The organism is Rathayibacter sp. AY2B5 (assembly GCF_002931645.1).
Lineage (GTDB): Bacteria > Actinomycetota > Actinomycetes > Actinomycetales > Microbacteriaceae > Rathayibacter.
On record NZ_PSUE01000011.1, the window covers coordinates 25,591 to 47,232 of the forward strand.

The following is a 21,642-nucleotide window of genomic DNA, read 5'->3' on the forward strand; positions in this document are numbered from 1 at the left end:
TGAGGTCACGGCCGGGCGGGGATCTCCAGGCCGAGGTTCTCCCGCAGGGTCGTGCCCTCGTACTCGGTGCGCAGCGAACCGCGCTCCTGCAGCAGCGGCACGACCCGGTCGACGAACTCGTCCAGACCACCCGGGTGCAGGTGCGATCCGAGGACGACCCCGTCGCCGCCTCCGCTCTGCACGAACTCGTCGAGACGGTCGGCGACCTGCTCAGCCGTGCCCACGTACTCCGTGCGGTCGAAGACGGTCTCGGCGAGACCGCGGAGGGTGAGGTCGCGCTCCTGAGCGAGCGCACGCCAGGCGCGCACGGTCCCCGCGCGATCACCGTGGATCAGTGCGCGGCCCTCGATCAGCGGCGGCGCCTCGAGGTCGGGCTCGAGATCGGGTACCGGCCCGTCGACGTCGAAGCCCGACAGGTCCCGGTTCCAGACCTGCTCGAAGAGCACCTGGATCGTGCGCGGTGTGAGTTGCTGATCGCGGATCCACCGCGCTCTCTCCTCCGCCTCCGCAGCGGTGCCGCCGAGGACGACGGCGGCTGACGGGAGGATCCGCACGGAGCCGGCCGGGCGACCCGCCGCCGCGACCCGGGCCGCGATGTCGCGCGCGAACTCGTGCGCCTCAGGTCCCCGGTGGTAGGGGGAGAAGATCACGTCGGCGCTCGACGCCGCGAAGTCGCGACCCTGCGGAGAGACGCCCGCCTGCACGATCACCGGGCGGCCCTGCGGGCTGCGCGGCACGGTGAAACGGCCGGAGACGTCGAACTGGCTGCTCGAGACGGCGAACGACCCCGTCGACGAGTCGGCGAGGAACTCGCCGGAGGGGGCATCGGCTCGCACGGCGTCGGAGGTCCAGGTGTCCCAGAGCGTCGTCACCGCGCGGACGGCCTCCTCGGCACGGGCGTAGCGGTCGGCGCGGTCGAGGAAGCCGCCGCGGCGGAAGTTCGCGCCCGTGAAGGCGTCGAAGGACGTGACCACGTTCCACCCCGCTCGTCCGCCTGAGAGGTGGTCGAGGGTCGCGATCTGACGGGCGAGCTCGAAGGGCTCGTTGAACGTCGCGTTGAGCGTGCCGACCAGGCCGATGTGCTCCGTGACCGCGGCCAGCGCGGCGAGGAGCGGCAGAGTGTCCGGTCGTCCGGCGATGTCATGGTCGAACGGGCGCCCCGCGCGCTCCCGCAGTGCCAGACCCTCGGCGAGGAAGAAGTAGTCGAACCGCCCGCGCTCCGCGGTCTCTGCGACGCGGCGGAACGTCGAGAAGTCGACCTGGCTGCCGGCGTCGGGGTGCTCCCACAGGGTGTGCTCGTTCACCCCGCCCACGTAGGCGGCGAGGACGATCTGCTTCGGTCGCCGCGTCATGACTGCTCCTCGGAGGCGTAGCGGTTCGGGATCGACGTGGGCAGGCCCAGGGCTGAGCGGAGGGTGCGGCCCTCCTCCGTCCCGACGAGCAGACCGCGTCGGCGCAGCTCGGGCACGAGGTCGTCGGCGATCAGCGGCAGATCGGTGGCGAGAACCGCGGGTCGGAGGCGGACGCCGTCGTAGCCGAGCCGTGAGAGCTCGGCGATGCGGTCGGCGACGGACGCGGCCGACCCGGCGGCGACGGCGGCGTCGCCGGTGAGCGGTCGGCCGAGAGCGTCGAGGCGCGAGAGTCTGGCCGCGGCGGACTCCGCCGGGGTGTCGAGGACGACGACGAGGTCGGCGAGGACCCGCAGGCGCTCGCCCGTGCGCCCCGCCCCGCGCTCCGCCTCGGCGATCTCCTGGAGGATCCTCTCGGCGTCCGCTGCGTTCTGAGGCGTCGCGAACACGACGTCGGCCGAGCGCGCGGCGAAACGGTACGGGATGTCGGCGTGTGCGAGCGCGGCGACGACGGGCTGCCCCTGCGGCGGCCGGGGAGTGATCGCGGGGCCGCGCACCGAGAACCAGCGTCCTGCGAAGTCGACGCGGTGCACCTTGTCGGCGTCGAGGAAGCGATCGGTGGCGACGTCGCGGATCTCGGCGTCGTCCTCCCAGCTGTCCCAGAGTCTCCGTGCGACCTCGACGGCGTCGGCCGCCTCCTCGAAGAGCTCGTCGACGACGGCGCGGATCGCGGGGTCCTCGAGAAGGGGCGTGCCCGGCTCCGGCGGCACGATCGCCGCGATTCGTCGTCCGACGTGCGAGGCTTCGTCGACGCGTGACGACACCCTGACCTGCCAACCGCCCCGCCCCCGGCTCAGGTGGTCGAGCGTCGCGACGGCCTTCGACACGTGGAAGGGCTCCGTGTGCGTCACGGTGACCGTGGGCACGAGACCGATGCGGCTCGTGAGGGGGGCGACGTAGGAGGCGATCAGCAGCGCGTCGAGCCGGCCGCGGACCTCGTCGGTGCGGTCGTCGGCCAGGAAGGGGTCCGCCGATTGCAGGGCGAAGGAGTCCTCGATCGTCACGAAGTCGATCCCGCCGCGCTCCGCCCGCTGCACGATGTCCGCCCAGTACGCGCCGGTGAAGAGCGCGTCGGGACGGGCGCCAGGCTCGCGCCAGGACGCGGGGTGCCAGCCGGCGCCCTCGAGGGCGACGGCGAGGCTGAGGGGTGGGGCGGCGGTCATCGTGCTCCTCGGATCAGAGTGCCGGCTCGGACGAGCTCCTCGTCGTCGAGTGCGCGGAGGCGGCGCAGCAGCGCGCGCGCGACCTTGTCGTTCTCGCGGAACGACACCGCGTTCGTGCCCGGCCGGGAGAAGGCGCCGACGAACGGCGAGTCGGTGTACGGGCCGATCGCGTACCGGCGGCCGACGCGGCCTCCCGCCGTCGAGCGCAGCAGGGTGTCGTCCTGGTGCACGCGCAGCCTCCCGGTCGACAGGAGAGTGTCGCCGACGTCGACGAGGTCCTCGACCGCCGACCCCGACGCGACGAGCGCTCGCATCAGCGCGTCGTCACTCCTCGCAACGGACGTCCGGGGGAGGCGCGCGTCGACGAGAGCGTCAGCGAGGACGACCTGATCGGTCGCCCCGCCGCTCGCGACGAAGCGGCCCTCCTCTTCGGAAGTCTCCACACGGATGCCCGGGCCGAGGAAGTCGACGACGCCCGCGTCCGAGAGTGCGAGCAGCTCCTCGAGACGGTGCGCGGGCGGCCCGCTCGCGAGGAAGCTGAACCAGCCGAGCCACCATCCGTGCAGATCCTCGATCCGCGAGCGGGGCGTCCACCTCGCGGACGCGGTGAGATCGGCGACGAGGAAGTGGCTGCGCAGAAGCGCGAGGAAGAGCGCCATCGTGGCGCTGTGCTCCTGCCGGCTGCGCAGAGCCAGGTCGTCCCGGATGTAGGCGCGCACCGCCTCCTGCAGCGCCGAGCCGTCGGCGAACCGCACATCGGCGAACGGGCGGTCGAGATCGGGGAGGAGCAGCCTGTCGAGGCTGTCCGGCACAGTGTCCGCGACGAGCGCGGTCAGGGTCCGCGCATCTCCGAGGACCCGCTCGGCGTCGGCCCCGAGTGCGGGGAGAGCGTACCCCTGTCCCGCTTCGGGTCGCGGGCCGCGGGAGCCGGCGAGGACCGAGGCGCGCGGGTCGAGCCGCGAGAACACCTCCGAGAAGTGCGTCCAGTCGGTGCTCACCCGGTCGGGGTGCCCGGTGAAGAGCTCACGGTAGTAGCCCCAGAGCATCTCCTGGGCGATCAGGGGCCAGACGTCCTCGCTGAAGTCGAGCGGGAGGTGTCGCGAGCGCAGCTCCTCGACGACGGACGCCGAGAACCAGCGGGGCTCGGGCGCGGCTCCCTGGATCGTCGAGCCGATCTTCGAGTGGTAGGGGACCCCGCGGCGGCTGCCGATCAGGATGCGCGGCTCACGTCCCGACGGGTGGTAGCGCAGTCCGCCGGCGTCGTCCCGTTCGAAGCGGCCGCCCCGGCCCTCGGTGAGCAGCACCAGGAGGTCGACCGCGACGAGGCCGAGGCCGCGCACGATCACGTCGTGTCCGGCGCGGAGGGATCCGAGGTCGGCGTCGGCCGTGAACGACGGCGGCAGGTAGGCGAGGCCGTGGCGCTCGGCGAACCCGGCCAGCCGGGTCTCGTCGACCGTCGGCAGAGCGCCGCTGTGCCCGAGCGAGAACAGGACCAGGTCCGCCTCGATCACGTCGCCGGAGTCGAGGACGACCCGCTGCGCACCGTTGTCGCGGCCGAGCACCTCGACGACGCGCGCCGCGTGCTCGCGGACCTCGACGTCAGGGCGGAGAGCGGCGAGCGCCTCCCGGTGGAACCAGCGCAGATAGAGGCTCTGCAGCCGGCGGGTGGGGAAGCTGTCGGCGCGGAGCCCGTCGAGCTCGCGGCGCACGGCTTCGTCGCCCTCTGCGAGCGCGATCCGGCCGGCCCGCACCGCCTCCGCCCACTCGATCAGCGAGGGTCCGGGGCGCACCGGCCCCTCGATCGTCGCGCTCGCGTCGGTGAACATCGTCACGTCGGCTGCGAGCGAGTTGAGCTTCAGCAACGTCGACTGCTCGTAGCGCCAGATCCGGCCGGGGCCGACGGGGTACGGGTCGACGACGTGGACGACGAGCGCGGCCGGCCCGAGGGCGTCCTCGGCGGCGTTCGCGGCGAGGCGCTCGAGGACCCCGACCGCGCGGGGACCTCCCCCGACGATCACGAGGGAGCGGGTCCCGTCCGATGGCGCTGACATGCGTCCACGATGACCCTTCCCCCGTGAGGACGCCGCTCTGTGACGACTCGTGACGATGTGAAGAAGTGTGTAGCGGCGGGTTGGAGCCGGGTGGCCGCGGACCCTAGCGTCGGCCCCCACGGCGTGCAGAACGGTGCGCCCCGACAGGCAGGAGCCTCGAGTGCCCATCGAATTCCTCGGCATCGCCGCGCTCAACGACGGCAGCGAGACACGAGCACGCAGCGGCGCGAGCTTCGACCCGGAGTACACGGTGCGTCTGGCCGCGGCTCATGAGGACAGCGGGTGGGACCGCATCCTGTTCGCCTACCACTCCGGAGCCCCCGACCCCGCCGTCGCCGCCGCTTTCATCGCGTCGCGGCTCGAGCGCATCCAGCTGCTGCTGGCGCACCGGCCCAACGTCTCCTACCCCACGGTCGCGGCGAAAGCCTTCGCGACCCTCGATCAGCTGAGTGGAGGCCGCCTGAGCGTCCACGTGATCACGGGCGGGTCGGACGCGGACCAGGCCGCGGAGGGCGACTACCTGAGCAAGGACGAGCGCTACGCGCGCACCGCCGAGTACATCAGGATCGTCAAGCAGGTCTGGACGACCCGTGAGCCGTTCGATCACGCCGGGGAGCACTACCGCTTCTCCCGGTTCGTCAGCGACGTCTGGCCGGTGCAGCAGCCTCGGCCGCAGATCTCGTTCGGAGGCTCCTCTCCCGCCGCTCTGTCCGTCGGTGCCGCCGAGAGCGACGTCTACGCGCTCTGGGGCGAGCCGCTGCGGGACACCGCCGAGCAGATCCGCAGCATCCGGGAGGCGGCGGCGGCGGCCGGCCGCGACGTCGCGCCGCGCATCCAGGTCGCCTTCCGACCCATCCTCGGGGCCACCGAGGAGCAGGCCTGGGAGAAGGCGGAGGGGATCCTCCGCCGCATCGAGGCGCGCACCCGCGAGACCGCCCCCGGAGGCCTCGCCGCGCCGGAGAACACCGGCTCGCAGCGCCTCCTCGCGATCGCCGCCGCAGGCGACCGTTTCGATCGCGCGCTCTGGACCAGGGCGGGAGTCGCCGCGGGAGCGCGCGGCAACTCGAACGCCCTCGTCGGGACGCCGGAGACGGTGGCCGCCGCGCTGCTCGACTACGTCGATCTCGGGGTCGACATCATCTCGGCGCGCGGCTACGACTACGTCGACGACACCCTCGACTTCGGTCGCCACGTGATACCGCTGGTGCGCGAGGAGGTCGCTCGACGCGACGCCGCGGCCGCCCAGGCCGCCGAGGAGGCCGCTCGTGTCCTCGTCTGACACCGTCGCGGCCGACGAGTTCGTCCATGTGCGGGCCGATGACCCGCGGGCCCGGCCCCTGCTCGACGAGCTCGAGCGCGAGTACGACACCCGCTACGGCACCGCCTGGGGCGAGCCGGCATCGGCCGAGCTCGCGCGCTACCCGAGCGAGGTGTTCGCCCCGCCGGAAGGATCCTTCGTCCTGCTTCTGCGCGACGGCACCGCGATCGCCGGAGGCGCGCTGAAGAGATTCGACGACACGACCGCCGAGCTCAAGCGCATCTGGACATCCTCGGCGCACCGTCGGCAGGGACTCGCCCTGCGCGTGGTCGCAGAGCTCGAGGCGGAGGCCCGCCGGCTCGGCTACTCGACCGTCTACCTCACGACCGGGCCGCTCCAGCCGGAGGCGCAGCGGCTCTACCTCACCGCGGGCTACACACCGCTCTACGACGTGACCCAGCCTCCGGAGGTGGTCGTCCTGCACGGCTATGCGCGGACGCTCACCGATCGGCCGCTTGACGTCGCGAGGATCCGGACCGCGCACGACGACTCCTTCGCGCAGCTCACCGCGTCCCTGCCCGACGGCGGAGCACTCCTGCGCGGTGGCGTCACGGGGCGTGCCTCATGAGCGGCACGATCGCGCCGCCTCGACCGCGGGACACGTCCGGCCCCCTTCCCGGAGGCATCGACCTCGCCCGACTCGGCGAGCGGCCGGTGCTGCCGCTGCGCCACCCGGTGCGCTGGGTGGTCGCCGCACTGGTCCTCGTGCTCCTGCTGAACGCCGGACAGACCCTCTTCACGAACCCGTCGTGGGAGTGGCCGAAGGTCGGGACCTGGCTCTTCAGTCCGGCGATCCTGAAGGGGCTGCAGCTGACGCTCCTCGCCACCGCCATCAGCGCCGTGATCAGCTTCGTCGGAGGCATCGTCGTCGCCGTAGCCCGGCTCTCGGGCAATCCGGTGCTGTCGACGCTCAGCTGGGTCTACATCTGGCTGTTCCGCTCGGTGCCGCTGATCCTCGTCCTCATCTTCCTGTTCAATCTCGGCAACCTGTATCCGACCGTCGGCATCGGCATCCCCTTCGGTCCGCAGTGGTCGGTGCCGACGGTGTCGCTGCTGCCTCCGCTCGCTCTCGGCGTGATCGGCCTGAGCCTGTCCGAGATCGCCTACAGCGCCGAGGTCGTCCGTTCCGGGGTGCTCGCGGTCGATCAGGGGCAGCACGAAGCGGCGAAGGCGCTCGGGATCCCGCAGCGCCGCCAGTTCACCCGCATCGTCCTCCCGCAGGCGCTCCGCTCGATCGTGCCCGCCTACGTGAACCAGATCATCGGCCTGCTGAAGGCGAGCTCGCTGCTGTTCTACGTCTCGCTGCTCGACCTGTTCGGGGTCGCTCAGAACCTCGGCAGCACGTACCCGACGGACATCATCCCCCTGCTCGTCGTCGCGACGATCTGGTACCTGGTGCTGACCTCGGCGATCTCGGTCGTGCAGTTCTACATCGAGCGCTTCTACGCCCGCGGCGCGCACCGGGAGCTCGCGCCCACGCCCCTCCAGCGGGTGCGGCGCTCGCTCGCCGGCCTGAGGAGTGCGCGATGACCGCCGCCATCGAGATCCACAACGCGACCAAGTCCTACGGCGACCGGACCGTGCTCCGGGGAGTCGACCTGCGCGTCGAGGCGGGCACCGTCACGGTTATCCTCGGTCCGAGCGGCTCGGGCAAGTCGACCCTGCTGCGGGCGATCAACCATCTCGAGAAGCTCGACGAGGGGTTCGTCTCCGTGAACGGCGAGCTGATCGGGGTGCGGCTGCGCGGCGGTCGGCTCAAGGAGCTGCGCGAGAAGGAGATCCTGCGCCAGAGGGCGAGGATCGGCTTCGTCTTCCAGAGCTTCAACCTCTTCCCGCACCTGACGATCCTCGAGAACGTCACCGAGGCGCCGATCTCGCAGGGGCAGCCGCCCGCGGAGGCCCGCGAGCGGGCACGCGCCCTGCTCGAGCACGTCCGTCTCGCCGACAAGGCGGCGGCCTATCCGAGGCAGCTCTCCGGCGGCCAGCAGCAGCGCGTGGCCATCGCGCGTGCGCTCGCGCTCGACCCCGAGGTGATCCTCTTCGACGAGCCGACCTCGGCTCTCGATCCCGAGCTCGTCGGGGAGGTGCTGCAGGTCATCCGGTCGCTGGCCGAGAGCGGCCGCACCCTCATCGTCGTGACCCACGAGATCGGCTTCGCCCGCGAGGTCGCCGACCGGGTGGTGTTCGTCGACGACGGCCTCGTCGTCGAGCAGGGCAGCCCGAGCGAGGTCCTCGACCGCCCGCAGAATCCGCGGACCCGCGACTTCCTCGGCCGAGTCCTCGGCTGAGCCCCCGCACTCCTCCTCCTCTCCATCCGCACGACAGACACAGGAATCGAATCATGACCAGACCGCACATCACTCGTTGGACCAGAGTCGGGGCGCTTCTCGCTGCCGCCGCGCTGACGACGGGCCTCGCGGCCTGCTCCGGTGCCGCCGCCTCCGACCCGGCCTCCCCGGGAGCCGCCTCCGGCACCACCACCGTCACCGTGGGTGCCCTCTCCAACGGAGCGGCGACCGAGACGGACATCGACGTGCCGGTCGTCAACGAGATCCGCGGCACGCTGCCGCAGGAGATCCTCGACCGCGGGACCCTGACGATCGGCGTCGGCGCTCTCCCCGCAGGCTTCCCTCCGCTCGCGTTCACCGGGACCGACACCGAGACCCTCACCGGCTCGGAGCCCGATCTCGGCCGCCTCGTCGCCGCCGTCCTCGGGCTGCAGCCCGAGGTGGAGAACTCCACCTGGGACAACCTCTTCGTGGGCATCGACACCGGAGGCAGCGACGTCGGCTTCTCGAACATCACCGTCACGGAGAAGCGCAAGGAGAAGTACGACTTCGCCTCCTACCGCGCCGACACCCTCGCGTTCCAGGTCCTCGCCTCGAACGACTGGGAGTTCGACGGCGACTACGAGAACCTCGACGGACTCACCGTCGCGGTCAGCAGCGGCACCAACCAGGAGAAGATCCTGCTCGAGTGGCAGGCCCGTCTGCAGTCCGAGGGCAGGTCCCTGGAGATCACGCGACTGCCCGATGCCAACTCCGTCACTCTCGCTCTCGGCTCCGGCCGGATCGACGCCTACTTCGGGCCCAACCCGACGACGGTCTACCAGAACCGGATCTCGGAGGACGGCGCCGACCCGACCCGCAACGCCGGCACGTTCTCCGGAGCGGGCGAATCGCTCGACGGGCTGATCGCGGCGACTGTGAAGAAGGACTCCGGACTCGCCGAGCCGATCGCCCAGGCCCTCGGCTACCTCATCGGGAACGGTCAGTACCAGGACTGGCTGTCGGCCTACGGCCTGCAGGACGAGGCCGTGGACGAGGCCCTGGTGAACCCGCCCGGGCTCCCGCTCGACAACAGCTGAGCCGCCCCCGCCTCGGGCGCCCCGATCGACCAGCGGGGCGCCCTCCGCCCGCTTCCCCGAGGACTCCCATGCACCTGTTCGACTCGCTCACGCGCGAACGACTCGACCGCCCGACGAGCCGCAAGTGGAGCCTCCGCCCCGGCACCATCGGAGCCTGGGTCGCCGAGATGGACTTCGGTACGGCGCCGGCCGTTCGGAGGGCACTGCACGACGCCGTGGCCGGCGACGTGCTGGGCTATCTGTCCCCCTCGACTGCGGGCGAGCTGGGCGAGGCCGCCGCGGAGTACCTCGCTGAGCAGTACGCGTGGACGGTCGACCCCGCCCGCGTGCACTCCGTCTCGGATGTCATGGCCGCGCTCGGAGTGGCCGTCACCGAGTTCTCCCGCCCCGGCTCACCGGTGATCGTGCCTACCCCCGCTTACATGCCGTTCCTCACCTACCTGTCGGCCATCGGACGCGAGGTGATCGAGGTCCCGGGAACGATCGTCGACCGCCGCTGGGAGCACGACCTCGACGGGATCGATGCGGCCTTCGCGCAGGGAGCGGGCACCCTGGTGCTCTGCAATCCGCACAACCCGACGGGCTCGGTCCTGCCACGGTCCGAGCTCGAAGGTCTCGCCGCTGTCGTCGAGCGCCACGGCGGGCGGGTCTTCGCCGACGAGATCCACGCGCCGCTGCGGTTCGACGGCGTCCCCCACATCCCTTACGCCTCGGTCTCGGAGGAGGCCGCCCGGCATTCCGTCACCGGAACGAGCGCCTCGAAGGCGTGGAACATCCCCGGCCTGAAGGCCGCGCAGCTGATCACCACGAATGACGCAGACGAGGACGTCTACTCGCGCTTCGGGTTCGCGGTGCAGCACGGTGCTTCGAATCTCGGCGTGATCGCCTCGACGGCCGCCTACCGGGAGGGCGGAGCGTGGCTCGACGAGGTCGTCGACTACCTCGACGGCAACCGGCGCCTCATCGCCGACTTCCTCGCCTCCGAGCTGCCCCGGATCGGGCACCGCACCCCGGAGGCGACGTATCTCGCCTGGTTCGACCTGGGTGCTCTCGGCCTCGCCGATCCCGCGCAGCACCTGCAGCGCGAGGCGGGAGTGACGCTCACCTCCGGACGCCTGTGCGGCGCCGGATACGCCGACCACGTGCGTCTCGTCTTCGCCATGCCGCGTCCCCTCCTCCTCGAGACGCTCGAAGCCGTGCGGGCCGCCGTGTGAACGGCGGAGCGCCTTCGCGGGGACTCGACGAGGTAGGACGGCGGAGCACCGAGGCGGGCGGCATCGCACGACAGTGGCGAGGAGCCGTCCTTCAGCGCCTCCGCTCCCTCTGCACCCCCGATGAGGCCGGGCCGCCGGCGGTGGACCGGGCGGCCTCGCGTGTCGAGGCTGTGCAGCTCGCCCACGAGATCGAGCACGGGTTCTTCCGCCCGGTGCCCGGCCGGGCGCAGGATCCGGAGTGAGACGGGGCGGACCCCCCCCTACGTCCCGAAGAGGTTGGCGCGGGTCCCGCCGGGAGCGAGCTCGTCGCGGAGGATCCCGCGGCGGCGCAGGACGGGGACGAGGTCGTCGAGCATCCGGTGCAGGGTGACCGGGTGCAGGTCCCCGGAGAGGAGGAGCCCGTCGCTGCCGCCGTCGTCGCCGAGCTCCTCGACGAAGTCGGCGAACTCCTCCGCGGTGCCGACGAAGCCGGCGCGCTCGGCGACGCGGCCCTTGCGCGCCTTCCTGGTGAGCAGCTCCCGCAGCGGAGCGTCCTCCGTGCCGCCGTACAGGCCGGCGATGGTGCCGTGCGAGACGTGCTCGCCGAACACCGACCGCGGGACGGGGAGGTCCAGGTCCAGCCCGGTGAGGTCGGTCTCCAGGTCGCTCGACCAGCCGAGCGCGATCCGCCGCAGCGCGTCCTCGTCGGGGTGGCGCGACGCCTCGACGACGCGCGCGGCCTCCTCCGGGCTCGACACGATCTCGGGCTTCACGACGAAGAGCACGCGCAGGTCGTCCGCCGTCCGCCCGTGCTGCTCGGCCGCGGCGAGCACGCGCGCCCGGTAGTCGCGCACCGCCCGGGCCTCCAGAGGGGCGAGCGCGAGCTGCACGTCCGACTGCGTGCCGGCGAAGGCCAGGCCGCGCGGAGACCCGCCGGGGGAGACGACGATCGGGTCGCCGTTCGCGAAGGGGACGGCGTTCAGGGGTCCGTCCACGTGGAAGTGCTCCCCGCGGTGCCGGAACGCGTCGATCCGGGTGCCGTCGGCGTAGCGGCCCGACCCGGGGTCGGCGATCAGCGCGCCCTCGCCCCAGCTGTGCCAGAGCCGGCGGACGACCGCCATCCACTCGTCCGCCCGGTCGTAGGCCGCGTCGTGCGACAGCGGCTCCAGGCCCACGTGGCGGGCGCTGCCGACGTCGGTGACCAGGTTGATCCCGAAGCGGTCGGAGCTGAGGTGCTGCAGCGTCGCCGCCTGCCGGGCGGCGAGGTACGGGGGCGTGATGCCGGCGTTGATCGTCGGCGCCAGCCCGATCCGCTCGGTCGCCGCGAACAGGTACGGCGCCAGGAGGAGCGGATCGTGCTTCGGCCCGCCGTACGCTCCCCGCACCCGCAGGTCGAGCGTCTCCGGGGAGCCGAGCGAGACGGCGTCCTCCATCACGATCAGCTCGAAGCCGGCCTGCTCCAGCTCGCGGGCCGACTGCTGGTAGAGGCCGGGCTTCGTCCAGTCGTGGTTCCACTCCCGGTAGGGGTGCCCCCATCCCTGCGGTCCGAAGCCCCGGGAGAAGAACCAGCCGAAGTGCTGACGGCGCGCCACGCTCACACCTCCGCGAGCGCGGGGAGGGCGCGTGCGCGCACCGCGGCGAGCCCGCGTTCGAGGTCGCGGAGGAGGTCGTCGACGTCCTCGATCCCGATCGACAGCCGGAGGAGCCCGGGGTGGATCCCGGCGGCGGCGCGCTCGGCGGGGGTGCGTCCGGCGTGGGTGGTCGACGCGGGATGCAGCACCAGCGAGCGCACGTCGCCGAGGTGGGTCATGTGGCTGAACAGCTCGACGGCGTCGATGAAGGCGGCCGCGCCCGCCTCGCCTCCGGCCACGGTGAAGGAGAAGACGGAGCCCTGCCCGCGGGGGAGCAGGCGCTGCGCGAGGGCGAACGACGGGCTCGACTCCAGGCCGGAGTAGTCGACCGACACGACCTCGGGCCGCCCCTCGAGGAAGCGGGCGACGGCGAGGGCGTTCGCCGAGTGGCGCTCGACCCGCAGCGACAGCGTCTCGACGCCCTGCCGCAGCAGGAAGGAGTTCAGCGGTGACGGCGTCGGTCCGAGGCGGGAGACCACGATGTCCCGCGTGTACGAGACGAAGGCGCGCCGGCCGTGCTGCTCGGTCCAGCTGCGGCCGCCGAACGACCGCTCCTCCTGGTTGAGGTGCGGGAAGAGCGCGGGGCGCGCCGCCCAGTCGAACGTGCCGGCGTCGACGATCACGCCGCCGAGGGCGGAGCCGTGTCCGGCGAGGAACTTGCTGGTCGAGTGCACGACCACGTCGGCCCCGTGCTCGATCGGGCGGAGGAGGTACGGGGTCGCGAGCGTGTTGTCGACCACGAACGGCAGCCCGTGCCGATGCGCGATCGCGGCCAGCGCCGGGAGGTCCAGCAGATCGTTCTTCGGGTTCGGGATCGGCTCGCCGAAGAGGACCCGGGTGTCGGGCCCGATCCGCCGCTCCCACTCGCCGAGGTCCGACGCGTCGTCGACGAAGTCCACGCCGATCCCGAGCCGACCGAAGTTCTGCACCAGCAGCCCGCGGTTGCCCTCGTACAAGCGGCGCGACGAGAGCACCCGGTCGCCGGCCTGCAGGATCCCCAGGAGAGCGGAGGCGGTGGCCGCCTGGCCGCTCGCCACCAGGATCGCCTCGGCGCCGCCCTCGAGATCGGCGAGCCGACGCTCGACCTCCTCGGTGGTCGGGTTCCCGTTGCGGGTGTAGAGGTAGCCCTCGTCCTCGCCGGCGAACCGCTCGCGGGCGTGCTCGAAGCTGTCGAACACGAAGCCGGCGCTGAGGTGCACGGGAGTGACGCGCGCCCCGTGGGCGCCGTCGGGCGCGGCACCGGCGTGCACCTGGCGCGTGGTGAAGCCGGCGGCCGCGGAGGCACGGTCTTCGGACGCCGGGGTCGAGGTCGCGGCGCTCGCCGCAGTGGTCGCTGTGGTCGCCGCAGCGGTGGTCGCGGTGGTCGCCGGTGCAGTGATCGTCACGGTGTGCTCCTGTCCAGACGCCCTGAAGGCGGATGCCGGGAGCCTGTCAGGCCGAGGGGAGTGCGCGCCGGATCGTGACGGAGTGTGACTGCGAGGGGTGCTGTCGCGGGTCGTGGACGTCGACCGCTCGGAGTCCGCGGGTCGTGCCTCAGCTGTGCGTCGTGTTCGCCCGGATCTCCTCGACGGACAGCTCCGGCGCACCGCCCGCCGCGGCCGCCGGGTCCATCCAGACGAAGTCCCAGTGGTGGCCGTCGAGGTCGTCGAAGCTCTTCGAGTACATGAAACCGTGGTCCTGCTCGCCGGCCGGGGTCGCGCCTGCGGCGAGGGCCCTGCCGTGGAGGGTGTCGACCTCCTCCCTGCTGTCGGCGCTGAGGGCGAGCTGCACCTCGGTCGAGGTGGTGGCGTCGATGATCGGCTTGCTGGTGAACTCGGCGAAGAACTCCCGCGTGAGCAGCATCGCGGTGATCGTGTCGCTGATCACCACGCTGACGGCGTTCTCGTCGCTGAAGCCCTCGTTGATCGAGTAGCCGAGCGACTCGTAGAAGGCCCTCGCCCGGGCGAGATCGGCGACGGCCAGGTTGACGAAGAGCATGGTGGGCATCGGTGCACCGTTCCTGTCGGGACGCCGGTGGCGCGCCGCCGCCGGTCGTGACTGCATGATGGTGACCGGCCGGCGGCGGTGTCAAGGAAGCGCTGCCGAGTAGGCGGTGGATGCCCGGCGCGGGGCGTCCGGAGGAGGACTCGGCGCACGGATGCCGCGGATCTGCTGGACTGGCCTCGAGCACCGCAGCACGAGCAGGAGGGAGCGGACGTGATCGGGATCCTCGTCGCCACCGTCCTCGCGGCCGCCCTCCTCGCGGCCGGCTGGACCGCGATCGGACCCTCGCATCCGGTCTTCGCCGCGGTCGCGCAGGTGGTCCTCACCAGCTGGGCGGCCCTGACCTTCGGTGCGCGCACGCGTCCGCTCGAGCAGTCCTGGTTCGACGTGGGTCGCCGCGAGCCGGCGCTGCTGCGCGCGCTCGGTGTCGGCGTCTTCGGCCGGCTGCTCGACATCGTCGGGTGGAACCGCCTCGTCACCCGGGAGCGCGGCTTCGACGGCACGCGCGCGGGGCTGGCCGCACTCGATCAGCACACCCGCCGCTCCGAGGCGGTGCACCTCGCGTGCACGGCCGTCGGAGTCGCGCTCGCCCTCGCCGCGACGGTCACGGGTGCGACGGGCGGCGCGGCCTGGCTGCTCGGGTCGACGATCGCCGTCCAGCTCTACCCCGCGCTGCTGCAGCGGCTGGTGCGGGCGCGCATCCAGCGGGCGGGGCGGGCGGCGCGCGGTGCACTTCACGTCGCGGACTCGGGAGACAGCGCCCCCGGCGGCGGACCGACCACGGCTCCCGAAGGGCGGTGATCACGGGGTCCCCGACGCGCCGCGATCGTCACCGGGATCGGCCAGGGGATGGCGGCGCGCGAGGACATCGCGAGCCACGTCGGGCGGATCGCGCCGGTCGTCCTCCGCCGCCGTCAGCAGGAGAGCGAGGGCCGTGTCGGCGGGGACCCGCTGCGCTGCGCTGATGAAGCCGACGGCCTGCAGCACGGCGATCGTCCCCGGCGTGAGCGGGGCGCGGGACGCCGCCCAGCGACGGACCTCGGCGTCGTCCGTGTCCCCGGTCAGAGCGTCGGCCAGGGGGCGTGGAGGGAGGGCATGGGCGGGCCGGTCAGTGTCCGAAGCCGTGCTCGTGCTCGAGCTCGACGTCGAAGGTGATGTCGTCCTCGCTCGGCTGCACGGGGAACACTCCCGTGAGCGTCCTGGTGCGTTCGCGGATGCGGGCGACCTCGGCCGTGTTGTCCGGCTCCGGGAGATCGGAGGGAGTGGTCTCGGCGACCAGGGCGGCGCCGGCGTTGAGCAGGAACACCGCCTGCACGGTGCCGCCGTCGCCGCCGATGCCGGTGTACTCCACGCGGTCCGCCGTGCTGCTCACGGCGAGGGCGACGCCGTACTCGACCAGAGCGTCCGCCGCGTCGTCTCCGACCAGCATCGTCTTGTTCGCGAAGAGGAGATGCTTCATGCCCCCAGCGTGCGCAGCGCCGAGGCCGACGGGGGAGAGACTTGACAGCTCCTGGGGCGGTCGACAGACGCGACCGCGGCACCCGGTGACGCCCGGTCGTCCTCGGCGTCGCCGAGACGGCACCCGTGGCGTCGGCCGTCCTCTGAGCAGGTCCGCGTCACAGGGACGTGGATCGACGGACCCGTGCTGATGTCGGCCGCCGAGACACCCGGCCGAGAGCAGGGCGACGTGACAGGCGGTGTCAGCGGACCATTCGCCGACGCCCGCGCCGCTTCTCCCCTCTGAGGATCAGGGCCGCGAGGAACGCGGCGAGGAGTGCGCCGATGGTGTTCATGAACCAGTCGTTCGTGTCGCAGGAGCGGCCGATCGCCGGAACGCACGCCTGGACCACCTCGATCAGGGCGGACAGGCCGGAGACGGCGGCGGCGACGAGCAGGGGCCGGCCGACCGCGACCGCGAGCAGCAGGGCCCCGGGGAGCAGGAGCGCGATGTTCGCGAGGGTGTCGATGCCGTCGAACGGCACCGACAACTGCACGGTGCAGAAGACCCGCGGCGTCCCGTCGGGCGGATACACGGTCAGCGCGATCCCCACGACGAAGGCGAGCGCGGCGAGGACGAGAAGAGACCTTTCCGCGCCGCGCCGGTGCAGCAGCCAGGCGATCGCCGTGACCACCGCGACCGCGATCCAGAAGGCGATCGGGACGAGCGCGGCGTGGTCGACGAGGAACGTGCTGATCACGGTGCTCCGCTTCGAGGTGTCGAGGTGGCGGGAGAGGAAGAGGTCTTCCGTTGACGGACGGCCCGCTCCCTCCAGGTCGGCTTGTACCGTCGACCCGCCCGTTTTCGGTGCGAGTCAGCTTCGGAGGGGAGAGCCTGCTGCGTCGAAGCGGTAGCCGCCGAAGGCGCCGCTGAGCAGCGGGCGCGCCGTCGCGATCGCGGCCTGGACCCGGGGGAGGGCGAGGGAGGCCCGATGCGCCTCGGCGCTCTCCCACAGCTCGACGACGAAGACGGTGTCAGGCTGCTCGTCGTCGACCCCGACCTCGTAGAGCAGGCAGCCGGCGTCGACGAGGTCGTCGTTGTGCTCGGTGAGGACGGCGACGAGCTCGTCGCGTCTGCCGGGGACGGCCCCGAGGGTGCCGACGTTCACGAAGGTCATGCCGCGAGGGTACCGCCGAGGACACCGGCGGCGGGTGGCCGTCTCGCCGGTCGGAGTGCGGTCGGGACGTCACGCTGGACGGAGTCGCCGTGCTCCCGCCTGCGACCCGCAGACCGATCGCGCTCGGCCCGACGCCACGCCCGCTCGGGAGGATCGCGTCGCGAGAGAGGATCCCCGGTGGTCTCCGCGATCCCCGTCGGGTCCCACCGGCCAGGCATGGGCGTGCTCGGACCGACGGAGTGCGCCCGATCAGCCGGCGGGCCTGCTGAACAGATTGACGACGTTCCCGTCCGGGTCGCGGACGAGGGCGGAGCGGTTGCCCCACGGCATGGTGCTCGGCGGGAGCACCACGTCCTCGCTCCGGTGTGCGAGCTCGGCGAAGGCGCGGTCGACGTCGGGCACCTCGAACTCGAGAAGGACGGAGCGGTTCGACGCGGGGACGACGGCGCCGTCGAGCATCGCGACCGTCGAGGTGCGGGCGATCGCGAGGGTCGCGCCCGCTCCCGTGAACTGCGCGAAGACCGGCGCCGGGCGCTCGGCCGGTCGGCCGACGACCTGCTCGTAGAAGGCGACGAGGCCGTCGAGGTCGTCGGTGACAATGCGGAGGGAGGTGAACGACATGGGGCTCCTTCAGGGCCGGGATGAGGTGATGGCACCAGGCTCGCCGGTCGTCGCGACACCGTCCTGTCGGTGTTTCCGCAGATCGTCCGCGACTCCGCGAGGTCCGCGGCGGCCGTCCCCGGAGCAGGTCAGTCGTCGACGACGGACCGCAGCCGTCCGTACTGGAGCGCGAGGTCCTCGGCTCGCAGGGTGCGCTGCGGAGGCCGCTCGTCGGTCACCTCGACAGACAGCATCCGGTCGCCGCGGAACGCCCTGACCCCCTCCCGCAGCCGGCACCACGCGATCAGGTACCAGTGCTCCTCCTTCCCGATCGAGCCGAGCGGTTCGACGTCTCGGACCGATTCCGCGCCGCTGCTGTCGCGGTAGCGGAGCCGGACGACACGATCCGCTCGGAGGGCCGTCGCGAACTCCGCCGGGACGACCGCCTCCTCCTCGCTCTCGAGGAAGTGCACCCGGGAGGCGACCGCGCCGGCGCGGGCGGCCACGTCGTCCGGCAGGACCGCGAGCGTCTTCCGGGCAGCGGTCCTGGCTGCCTGCCGGAACGGACTGCGCTGCAGCGCGCTGAGGCCGATCAGCACGGCGACGGCCTCCTCCACCGTGAATCCGGCCGGCCCGAGGGTCGCGGACGCGTCGATGACGTAGCCGCCCGTGCGGCCGGGCTCCGCCCAGATCGGCAGACCCGCCTGCTGCAGCGCGGACAGGTCCCGCTCGATGGTCCGCACCGACACCTCGAACCGCTCGGCGAGACGGCGCGCGCTCCGCGGCCGGGGCGAGACCGCCCGCAGCTCCTCGACGAGCCCGTACAGACGATCGGTGCGGTTCACCCGACCATCATCCGCCCGAGGCCGCCGCGAGCGCCCGCAGAGCTGGGCTCAGTACTGCGCCTGCTCGTGCACCTCGACCGAGCCGTAGAGGGGGGCGCGTCGGGCGTACCGCACGGCGTCGTCCCGGGTCGGGCAGTCGAGCAGGTAGTAGCCGACGAGGGCTGACCGCTCCTCCGCTCGGGAAGGGGCCGGAGTGCCGCTTTCTCTGCCCGCCACGGTCAGATCCGTCTCGACGGAGACGTCCCCGGAGGCGTCGGCGAAGCGTCCGGAGTCGACGAGGACGCCGTCCGCCTTCAGCGACGCGTCGTAGTCCGCCCAGGCCGCGTAGTCCTCGGGCGCATCGCCCCCGGCGTAGCTGCCGTCGGACCGCATCACGAGCATGATCTTCATCGCGCCTCCTGGTTCATCCGACCACCGTTCCCCCGGCGGCCGCCTCCGCGGTCGGATCGCCCCCGGGAACCGGCACGCCGAGCCTCCGACCATTCCGGGTCGAGGCGACCGTGCAGGGAAGGGATCGCTACGGAGCGGGATCGTCCGCGTCGAGGGCCTGCTGGAGGAGCCGGAGCGCCTTCGGCCCGACTCCGTGGAGGGTTCCGAGACGGTCGAGACCCACCCGCCTCACGTCGTCCAGATCGTGCACGCCCGTGTCCTCGAGCGCACGCGTGGCCGGGGCGCCGACAACGGGAAGCGGTCGCGGATCCATACGTCCGACACTACGAACCGGACGACCGTGCCGACAGCCGATCATTCGGCGACTTCTGGCGGCGGGTGATTCCGGCGGCTGCCGTCACGACAGCAGCGGCGGCGAAGGCCACCATCGTGCCCAGCCCGTCGAGCAGCGCTCCGAGCCCCACTGCGCCCACGGCCTGTCCGGCGATCAGCACCACGAAGAGCAGGGCCGTGCCGGTCGCCGCGCGGTCCGAGTCGAGAGCGGCGGTCCAGGCGATGAGCGACCCGGTGGCGGCGGTGCATCCCCATCCGAAGAGCAGGCAGGCCGCGAGGGCGGACGGCGTGCCGGCGGCGAGCGCCAGGCCCAGGGTTCCCGCGGCGGCGGTCGCGGTGGTGATGGTCCACGCGGTGCGGGGCGACAGGGTACTGGTCCAGCGGGCGGTGGCGATCGCGACGGCGGGGCGCGAGCCGCTGCGTCGAGCGAGACCTGTCGTCCGCCCGGCCCGTGCTCGTGGTGCCGGAAGGCCGTCGACCGTTCCGCCGATCGGAGGTCGGCACGACGCTCCGGAGGGACTCGAGAACGAGGGACGGATAAGACCACTGTCTCGATAGCCTCTGGATCGAGACGCCCGGTCTCACGCCCTCCTCCTGCCACCGAGGCAGGGCCCTGCAGCCCCGAGAGGACCGCTATGAGCTTCCCGCCTGTCGATTACGCCACGTACCAGGCCCTGCGTGACGAGGACATCAGCCATCCCGATGTCGAGGGAGGGGGCTGGAAGCTCGGGCACGCGACGTCCTGGGCGAGGTGGGGCGAGCGCGGTGACCTGGCCGGCCCCGTCACGGCGAGCAGTCCCGAGGAGTTCGTCGAGCTGCAGCCCATGACGACATCCGTCGTGCTGTTCGCGATCAACTGGGGCGGGAAGAACCCTCCCTCCGACCCGACGTTCTGGCAGACCTTCCATTCGCCCGGTCATCGGGGCGACGGCGCACTCCGGAACAGTGTGCGCGCCGCCTACGACGAGGTCCTCGACTCGAGTGCGCCTGTCGCCTACATGTCGGACGTCTTCAAACTGGTTCCGACCCGTGACGCGGGGGCTCTTCGGACGACTCTGCGCGACGAGCAGCAGGCGGGCAGGGACCACGTCGAACGCTGCGCCGAGCTGCTGACCTGGGAGCTGACCACCTGTCGCGAAGGAGCCGACGGCCGGACGCCGGTGGTGGTCGGCATGGGCGACGCCGCGTTCGAATGGCTGTCGGGCACAGGACCGGACACCCGGATCGCCGAAGCACTGGAGAAGGCCCTCGGACCCGACGCCCGGTCGTTCGTGAGGAGGATGCCCCACTACACGTTCGGATCGGCCACCAACCACGAGAGGACGACAGCGCTGACCCGCATCCTTCGGGAGGTTCTCGACGACCTCTGAATCCGCGGCTGATGCTCTCGCTGGTCGCGACTGCTGCCGGACTCCGGGGTCCCGACGCCCTCCTGCGGTCCGCTGCCGACGCCTCGTGGTCGTGGTCCCGGGTGGACGGAGGGCCCCCGGGCGAGGTCGTCCGCTCAGGCCGCGGGAGCCGGACGCGGAGGCGCCGTGCTGCCACGTTCGACGATCTCAGGGCCGAGGAGGCGCACGACGTACGCCTCCTCGGTGTCCGTCGCGCCTTCGATCCGGCGGACGAGCTGACGCACCGCCATGCTCCCGAGCCGGTCGGGTGCGCTCTCCACGAAGGAGTAGGGGAGCGAGAAGGTGCGCGCGAACTCCTCCGAGAACCGGCCGAGCACGGAGACGTCCTCCGGGCTCCTCGTGCTCCGTGCTCCCAGAACGCTCGGAAGTGCCGCTGCGGCCGCTTCGTTGTTGACGAGCAGCCCCGTCGCCCGAGGGTGCGCGTCGAGCAGATCTCCGAGCGCTCGGCCGACGTCCGGCTGGGTGGAGGGCGCGAACGACGTGTGCAGTCGGATGCCGTGGGCATCGGCGGCCTGGAGAGCGGCGTCCTGCAGGCGCCAGACGTAGGCGCCGCCGCGATCGACGACGTGCTGGGGCGGGGACACGAGCACGAGCTCCCGATGCCCGAGGGCGTGGAAGTGGTCGATCATCGCGCGACCGGTCTCCTCGAAGTCGAGGTCGAAGACGTCGACGCCGGAGCAGTCCCTCGGCAGGCCGACGAGGGCGCCGGGCTGCCGGGCGTTGCGCAGGATGTCCAGCCGCGGATCGTCCACGGCGACATTGAGCAGGACGATCCCGTCGACCATGCGGGAGTCGCTGATGCGTCGCAGTGCGCTCGTGCCGTCCGCGTCGGTGACCAGCAGGATGTCGTATCCGAGCTCGCGGGCCATGTTCGAGACGCCGAGGGTGTACTGCAGCATCGCGGGGGCGAACTCGTCCTCGAGGAACTGCGCCAGCAGGCCGATGACCCGGGTCTGCGAGGTCGCCAGCGATCGCGCGCCCGCGTTGGGCGTGAACTCCAGGCGACGAGCCGCAGCGAGCACTCGCCGGCGCACCTCGGCCGAGATCGGGCGGTTGCCCGAGAACGCGTAGGACGCGGTGCTGCGGGAGACGCCCGCTTCGCGGGCGACGTCTGCGATGGTGGCCACTGTCGTTCTCCTCGGAGGCTGTCGGACGGCGAGGACCGGTCGGACTGCTGCCGGCTCTCCGCTCAGGTGCAGGAGAGCACGCGGCGGTCGCACCTCATGCTCCTGCATCCAGGGGCCGCTGCCGGTCCGAGCGGGGGACGCCTTCCCTGTGCCCACCCTGCCGTGGCATGCCCCGCACACGCTCGAGGCGCCCCGTACGGATACGGGG

The 21,642-nt window shown here is 72.3% G+C and carries 24 protein-coding genes; 8 read left to right on the forward strand and 16 right to left on the reverse strand.

Annotated features, from left to right (window positions below):
- Positions 1-5 precede the first annotated feature (5 nt).
- From C5C30_RS08985 to C5C30_RS08995, 3 genes are read right to left on the reverse strand one after another with little or no spacing between them, the layout of a single operon-like run.
- Entirely contained in the window at positions 6-1,352 is a 1,347-nt protein-coding gene (locus C5C30_RS08985) for an NtaA/DmoA family FMN-dependent monooxygenase (protein WP_104223292.1), read from the reverse strand.
- Positions 1,349-2,572, reverse strand: a complete 1,224-nt coding sequence (locus C5C30_RS08990; RefSeq protein WP_104226542.1) for an LLM class flavin-dependent oxidoreductase — start codon at positions 2,570-2,572, stop codon at positions 1,349-1,351. The genes C5C30_RS08985 and C5C30_RS08990 overlap by 4 nt, the downstream gene beginning before the upstream one ends.
- Entirely contained in the window at positions 2,569-4,623 is a 2,055-nt protein-coding gene (locus C5C30_RS08995; protein ID WP_104333570.1) for an FAD/NAD(P)-binding domain-containing protein, read from the reverse strand. The genes C5C30_RS08990 and C5C30_RS08995 overlap by 4 nt, the downstream gene beginning before the upstream one ends.
- Before the next feature lie 160 nt (positions 4,624-4,783).
- On the opposite strand from C5C30_RS08995, the gene C5C30_RS09000 reads away from it, so the two are divergent.
- The 6 genes from C5C30_RS09000 (at position 4,784) to C5C30_RS09025 (ending at position 10,522) form a co-directional block, all read left to right on the forward strand.
- On the forward strand, positions 4,784-5,902 hold the full coding sequence (locus tag C5C30_RS09000; RefSeq protein WP_104233983.1) for an LLM class flavin-dependent oxidoreductase: 1,119 nt from the start codon (positions 4,784-4,786) through the stop codon (positions 5,900-5,902).
- The gene (locus C5C30_RS09005) at positions 5,889-6,509 is read left to right on the forward strand and encodes a GNAT family N-acetyltransferase (protein WP_219827787.1); all 621 of its coding nucleotides are present in this window, start codon (positions 5,889-5,891) and stop codon (positions 6,507-6,509) included. The genes C5C30_RS09000 and C5C30_RS09005 overlap by 14 nt, the downstream gene beginning before the upstream one ends.
- The gene (locus C5C30_RS09010; protein WP_104233982.1) at positions 6,506-7,471 is read left to right on the forward strand and encodes an amino acid ABC transporter permease; all 966 of its coding nucleotides are present in this window, start codon (positions 6,506-6,508) and stop codon (positions 7,469-7,471) included. The genes C5C30_RS09005 and C5C30_RS09010 overlap by 4 nt, the downstream gene beginning before the upstream one ends.
- Complete coding sequence (locus C5C30_RS09015) at positions 7,468-8,229, forward strand: amino acid ABC transporter ATP-binding protein (RefSeq protein WP_104223287.1); 762 nt, start codon at positions 7,468-7,470, stop codon at positions 8,227-8,229. The genes C5C30_RS09010 and C5C30_RS09015 overlap by 4 nt, the downstream gene beginning before the upstream one ends.
- 53 nt (positions 8,230-8,282) lie before the next feature.
- Positions 8,283-9,308 carry a transporter substrate-binding domain-containing protein gene (locus tag C5C30_RS09020; protein WP_104333571.1) on the forward strand — a complete coding sequence of 342 codons (1,026 nt, stop codon included), beginning with the start codon at positions 8,283-8,285 and terminating at the stop codon, positions 9,306-9,308.
- A gap of 68 nt (positions 9,309-9,376) precedes the next feature.
- A complete protein-coding gene (locus C5C30_RS09025; RefSeq protein WP_104333572.1) occupies positions 9,377-10,522 on the forward strand; it encodes a MalY/PatB family protein in 1,146 nt (381 codons plus the stop codon).
- A 260-nt stretch (positions 10,523-10,782) separates the two neighbouring features.
- Here the strand turns inward: C5C30_RS09025 and C5C30_RS09030 are convergent, their stop codons facing one another.
- The 3 genes from C5C30_RS09030 to C5C30_RS09045 all read right to left on the reverse strand — a co-directional run bounded on the left by C5C30_RS09030 (position 10,783) and on the right by C5C30_RS09045 (position 14,118).
- The gene (locus tag C5C30_RS09030) at positions 10,783-12,093 is read right to left on the reverse strand and encodes an LLM class flavin-dependent oxidoreductase (protein ID WP_104268974.1); all 1,311 of its coding nucleotides are present in this window, start codon (positions 12,091-12,093) and stop codon (positions 10,783-10,785) included.
- Between the two features lie 2 nt (positions 12,094-12,095).
- The gene (locus C5C30_RS09035; protein ID WP_104247137.1) at positions 12,096-13,382 is read right to left on the reverse strand and encodes an O-acetylhomoserine aminocarboxypropyltransferase/cysteine synthase family protein; all 1,287 of its coding nucleotides are present in this window, start codon (positions 13,380-13,382) and stop codon (positions 12,096-12,098) included.
- A gap of 283 nt (positions 13,383-13,665) precedes the next feature.
- Entirely contained in the window at positions 13,666-14,118 is a 453-nt protein-coding gene (locus tag C5C30_RS09045; protein WP_104238888.1) for a VOC family protein, read from the reverse strand.
- 210 nt (positions 14,119-14,328) lie between these two features.
- Between C5C30_RS09045 and C5C30_RS09050 the strand changes: the two genes are divergently transcribed.
- Positions 14,329-14,916, forward strand: coding sequence for a hypothetical protein (locus C5C30_RS09050; protein WP_104333574.1), 588 nt, complete (start codon positions 14,329-14,331; stop codon positions 14,914-14,916).
- Here the strand turns inward: C5C30_RS09050 and C5C30_RS09055 are convergent, their stop codons facing one another.
- The 9 genes from C5C30_RS09055 to C5C30_RS17665 all read right to left on the reverse strand — a co-directional run bounded on the left by C5C30_RS09055 (position 14,917) and on the right by C5C30_RS17665 (position 19,062).
- The gene (locus C5C30_RS09055; RefSeq protein ID WP_104233977.1) at positions 14,917-15,102 is read right to left on the reverse strand and encodes a hypothetical protein; all 186 of its coding nucleotides are present in this window, start codon (positions 15,100-15,102) and stop codon (positions 14,917-14,919) included.
- A gap of 121 nt (positions 15,103-15,223) precedes the next feature.
- The gene (locus tag C5C30_RS09060) at positions 15,224-15,574 is read right to left on the reverse strand and encodes a hypothetical protein (protein WP_104317858.1); all 351 of its coding nucleotides are present in this window, start codon (positions 15,572-15,574) and stop codon (positions 15,224-15,226) included.
- Between the two features lie 241 nt (positions 15,575-15,815).
- Positions 15,816-16,313 carry a VanZ family protein gene (locus C5C30_RS09065; RefSeq protein WP_181074552.1) on the reverse strand — a complete coding sequence of 166 codons (498 nt, stop codon included), beginning with the start codon at positions 16,311-16,313 and terminating at the stop codon, positions 15,816-15,818.
- 114 nt (positions 16,314-16,427) lie between these two features.
- Positions 16,428-16,730, reverse strand: a complete 303-nt coding sequence (locus C5C30_RS09070) for a putative quinol monooxygenase (RefSeq protein WP_104226533.1) — start codon at positions 16,728-16,730, stop codon at positions 16,428-16,430.
- Between the two features lie 249 nt (positions 16,731-16,979).
- A complete protein-coding gene (locus tag C5C30_RS09075) occupies positions 16,980-17,351 on the reverse strand; it encodes a VOC family protein (protein WP_104333575.1) in 372 nt (123 codons plus the stop codon).
- A 128-nt stretch (positions 17,352-17,479) separates the two neighbouring features.
- Positions 17,480-18,175 (reverse strand): YafY family protein, encoded by a 696-nt coding sequence (locus C5C30_RS09080; protein ID WP_104262256.1) that lies wholly within the window; start codon positions 18,173-18,175, stop codon positions 17,480-17,482.
- A gap of 48 nt (positions 18,176-18,223) precedes the next feature.
- A complete protein-coding gene (locus tag C5C30_RS09085; protein ID WP_181131524.1) occupies positions 18,224-18,565 on the reverse strand; it encodes a YciI family protein in 342 nt (113 codons plus the stop codon).
- A gap of 127 nt (positions 18,566-18,692) precedes the next feature.
- A complete protein-coding gene (locus tag C5C30_RS18025) occupies positions 18,693-18,815 on the reverse strand; it encodes a hypothetical protein (RefSeq protein WP_258065861.1) in 123 nt (40 codons plus the stop codon).
- 73 nt (positions 18,816-18,888) lie between these two features.
- Positions 18,889-19,062, reverse strand: coding sequence for a hypothetical protein (locus C5C30_RS17665; protein ID WP_181069175.1), 174 nt, complete (start codon positions 19,060-19,062; stop codon positions 18,889-18,891).
- 471 nt (positions 19,063-19,533) lie between these two features.
- Here C5C30_RS17665 and C5C30_RS09095 point away from each other — a divergent pair, with 471 nt between their 5' ends.
- Positions 19,534-20,268 carry a hypothetical protein gene (locus tag C5C30_RS09095; protein WP_104223263.1) on the forward strand — a complete coding sequence of 245 codons (735 nt, stop codon included), beginning with the start codon at positions 19,534-19,536 and terminating at the stop codon, positions 20,266-20,268.
- 134 nt (positions 20,269-20,402) lie between these two features.
- Here C5C30_RS09095 and C5C30_RS09100 read toward each other — a convergent pair whose 3' ends face one another.
- Positions 20,403-21,434, reverse strand: a complete 1,032-nt coding sequence (locus tag C5C30_RS09100) for a LacI family DNA-binding transcriptional regulator (RefSeq protein ID WP_104223262.1) — start codon at positions 21,432-21,434, stop codon at positions 20,403-20,405.
- Positions 21,435-21,642 lie beyond the last annotated feature (208 nt).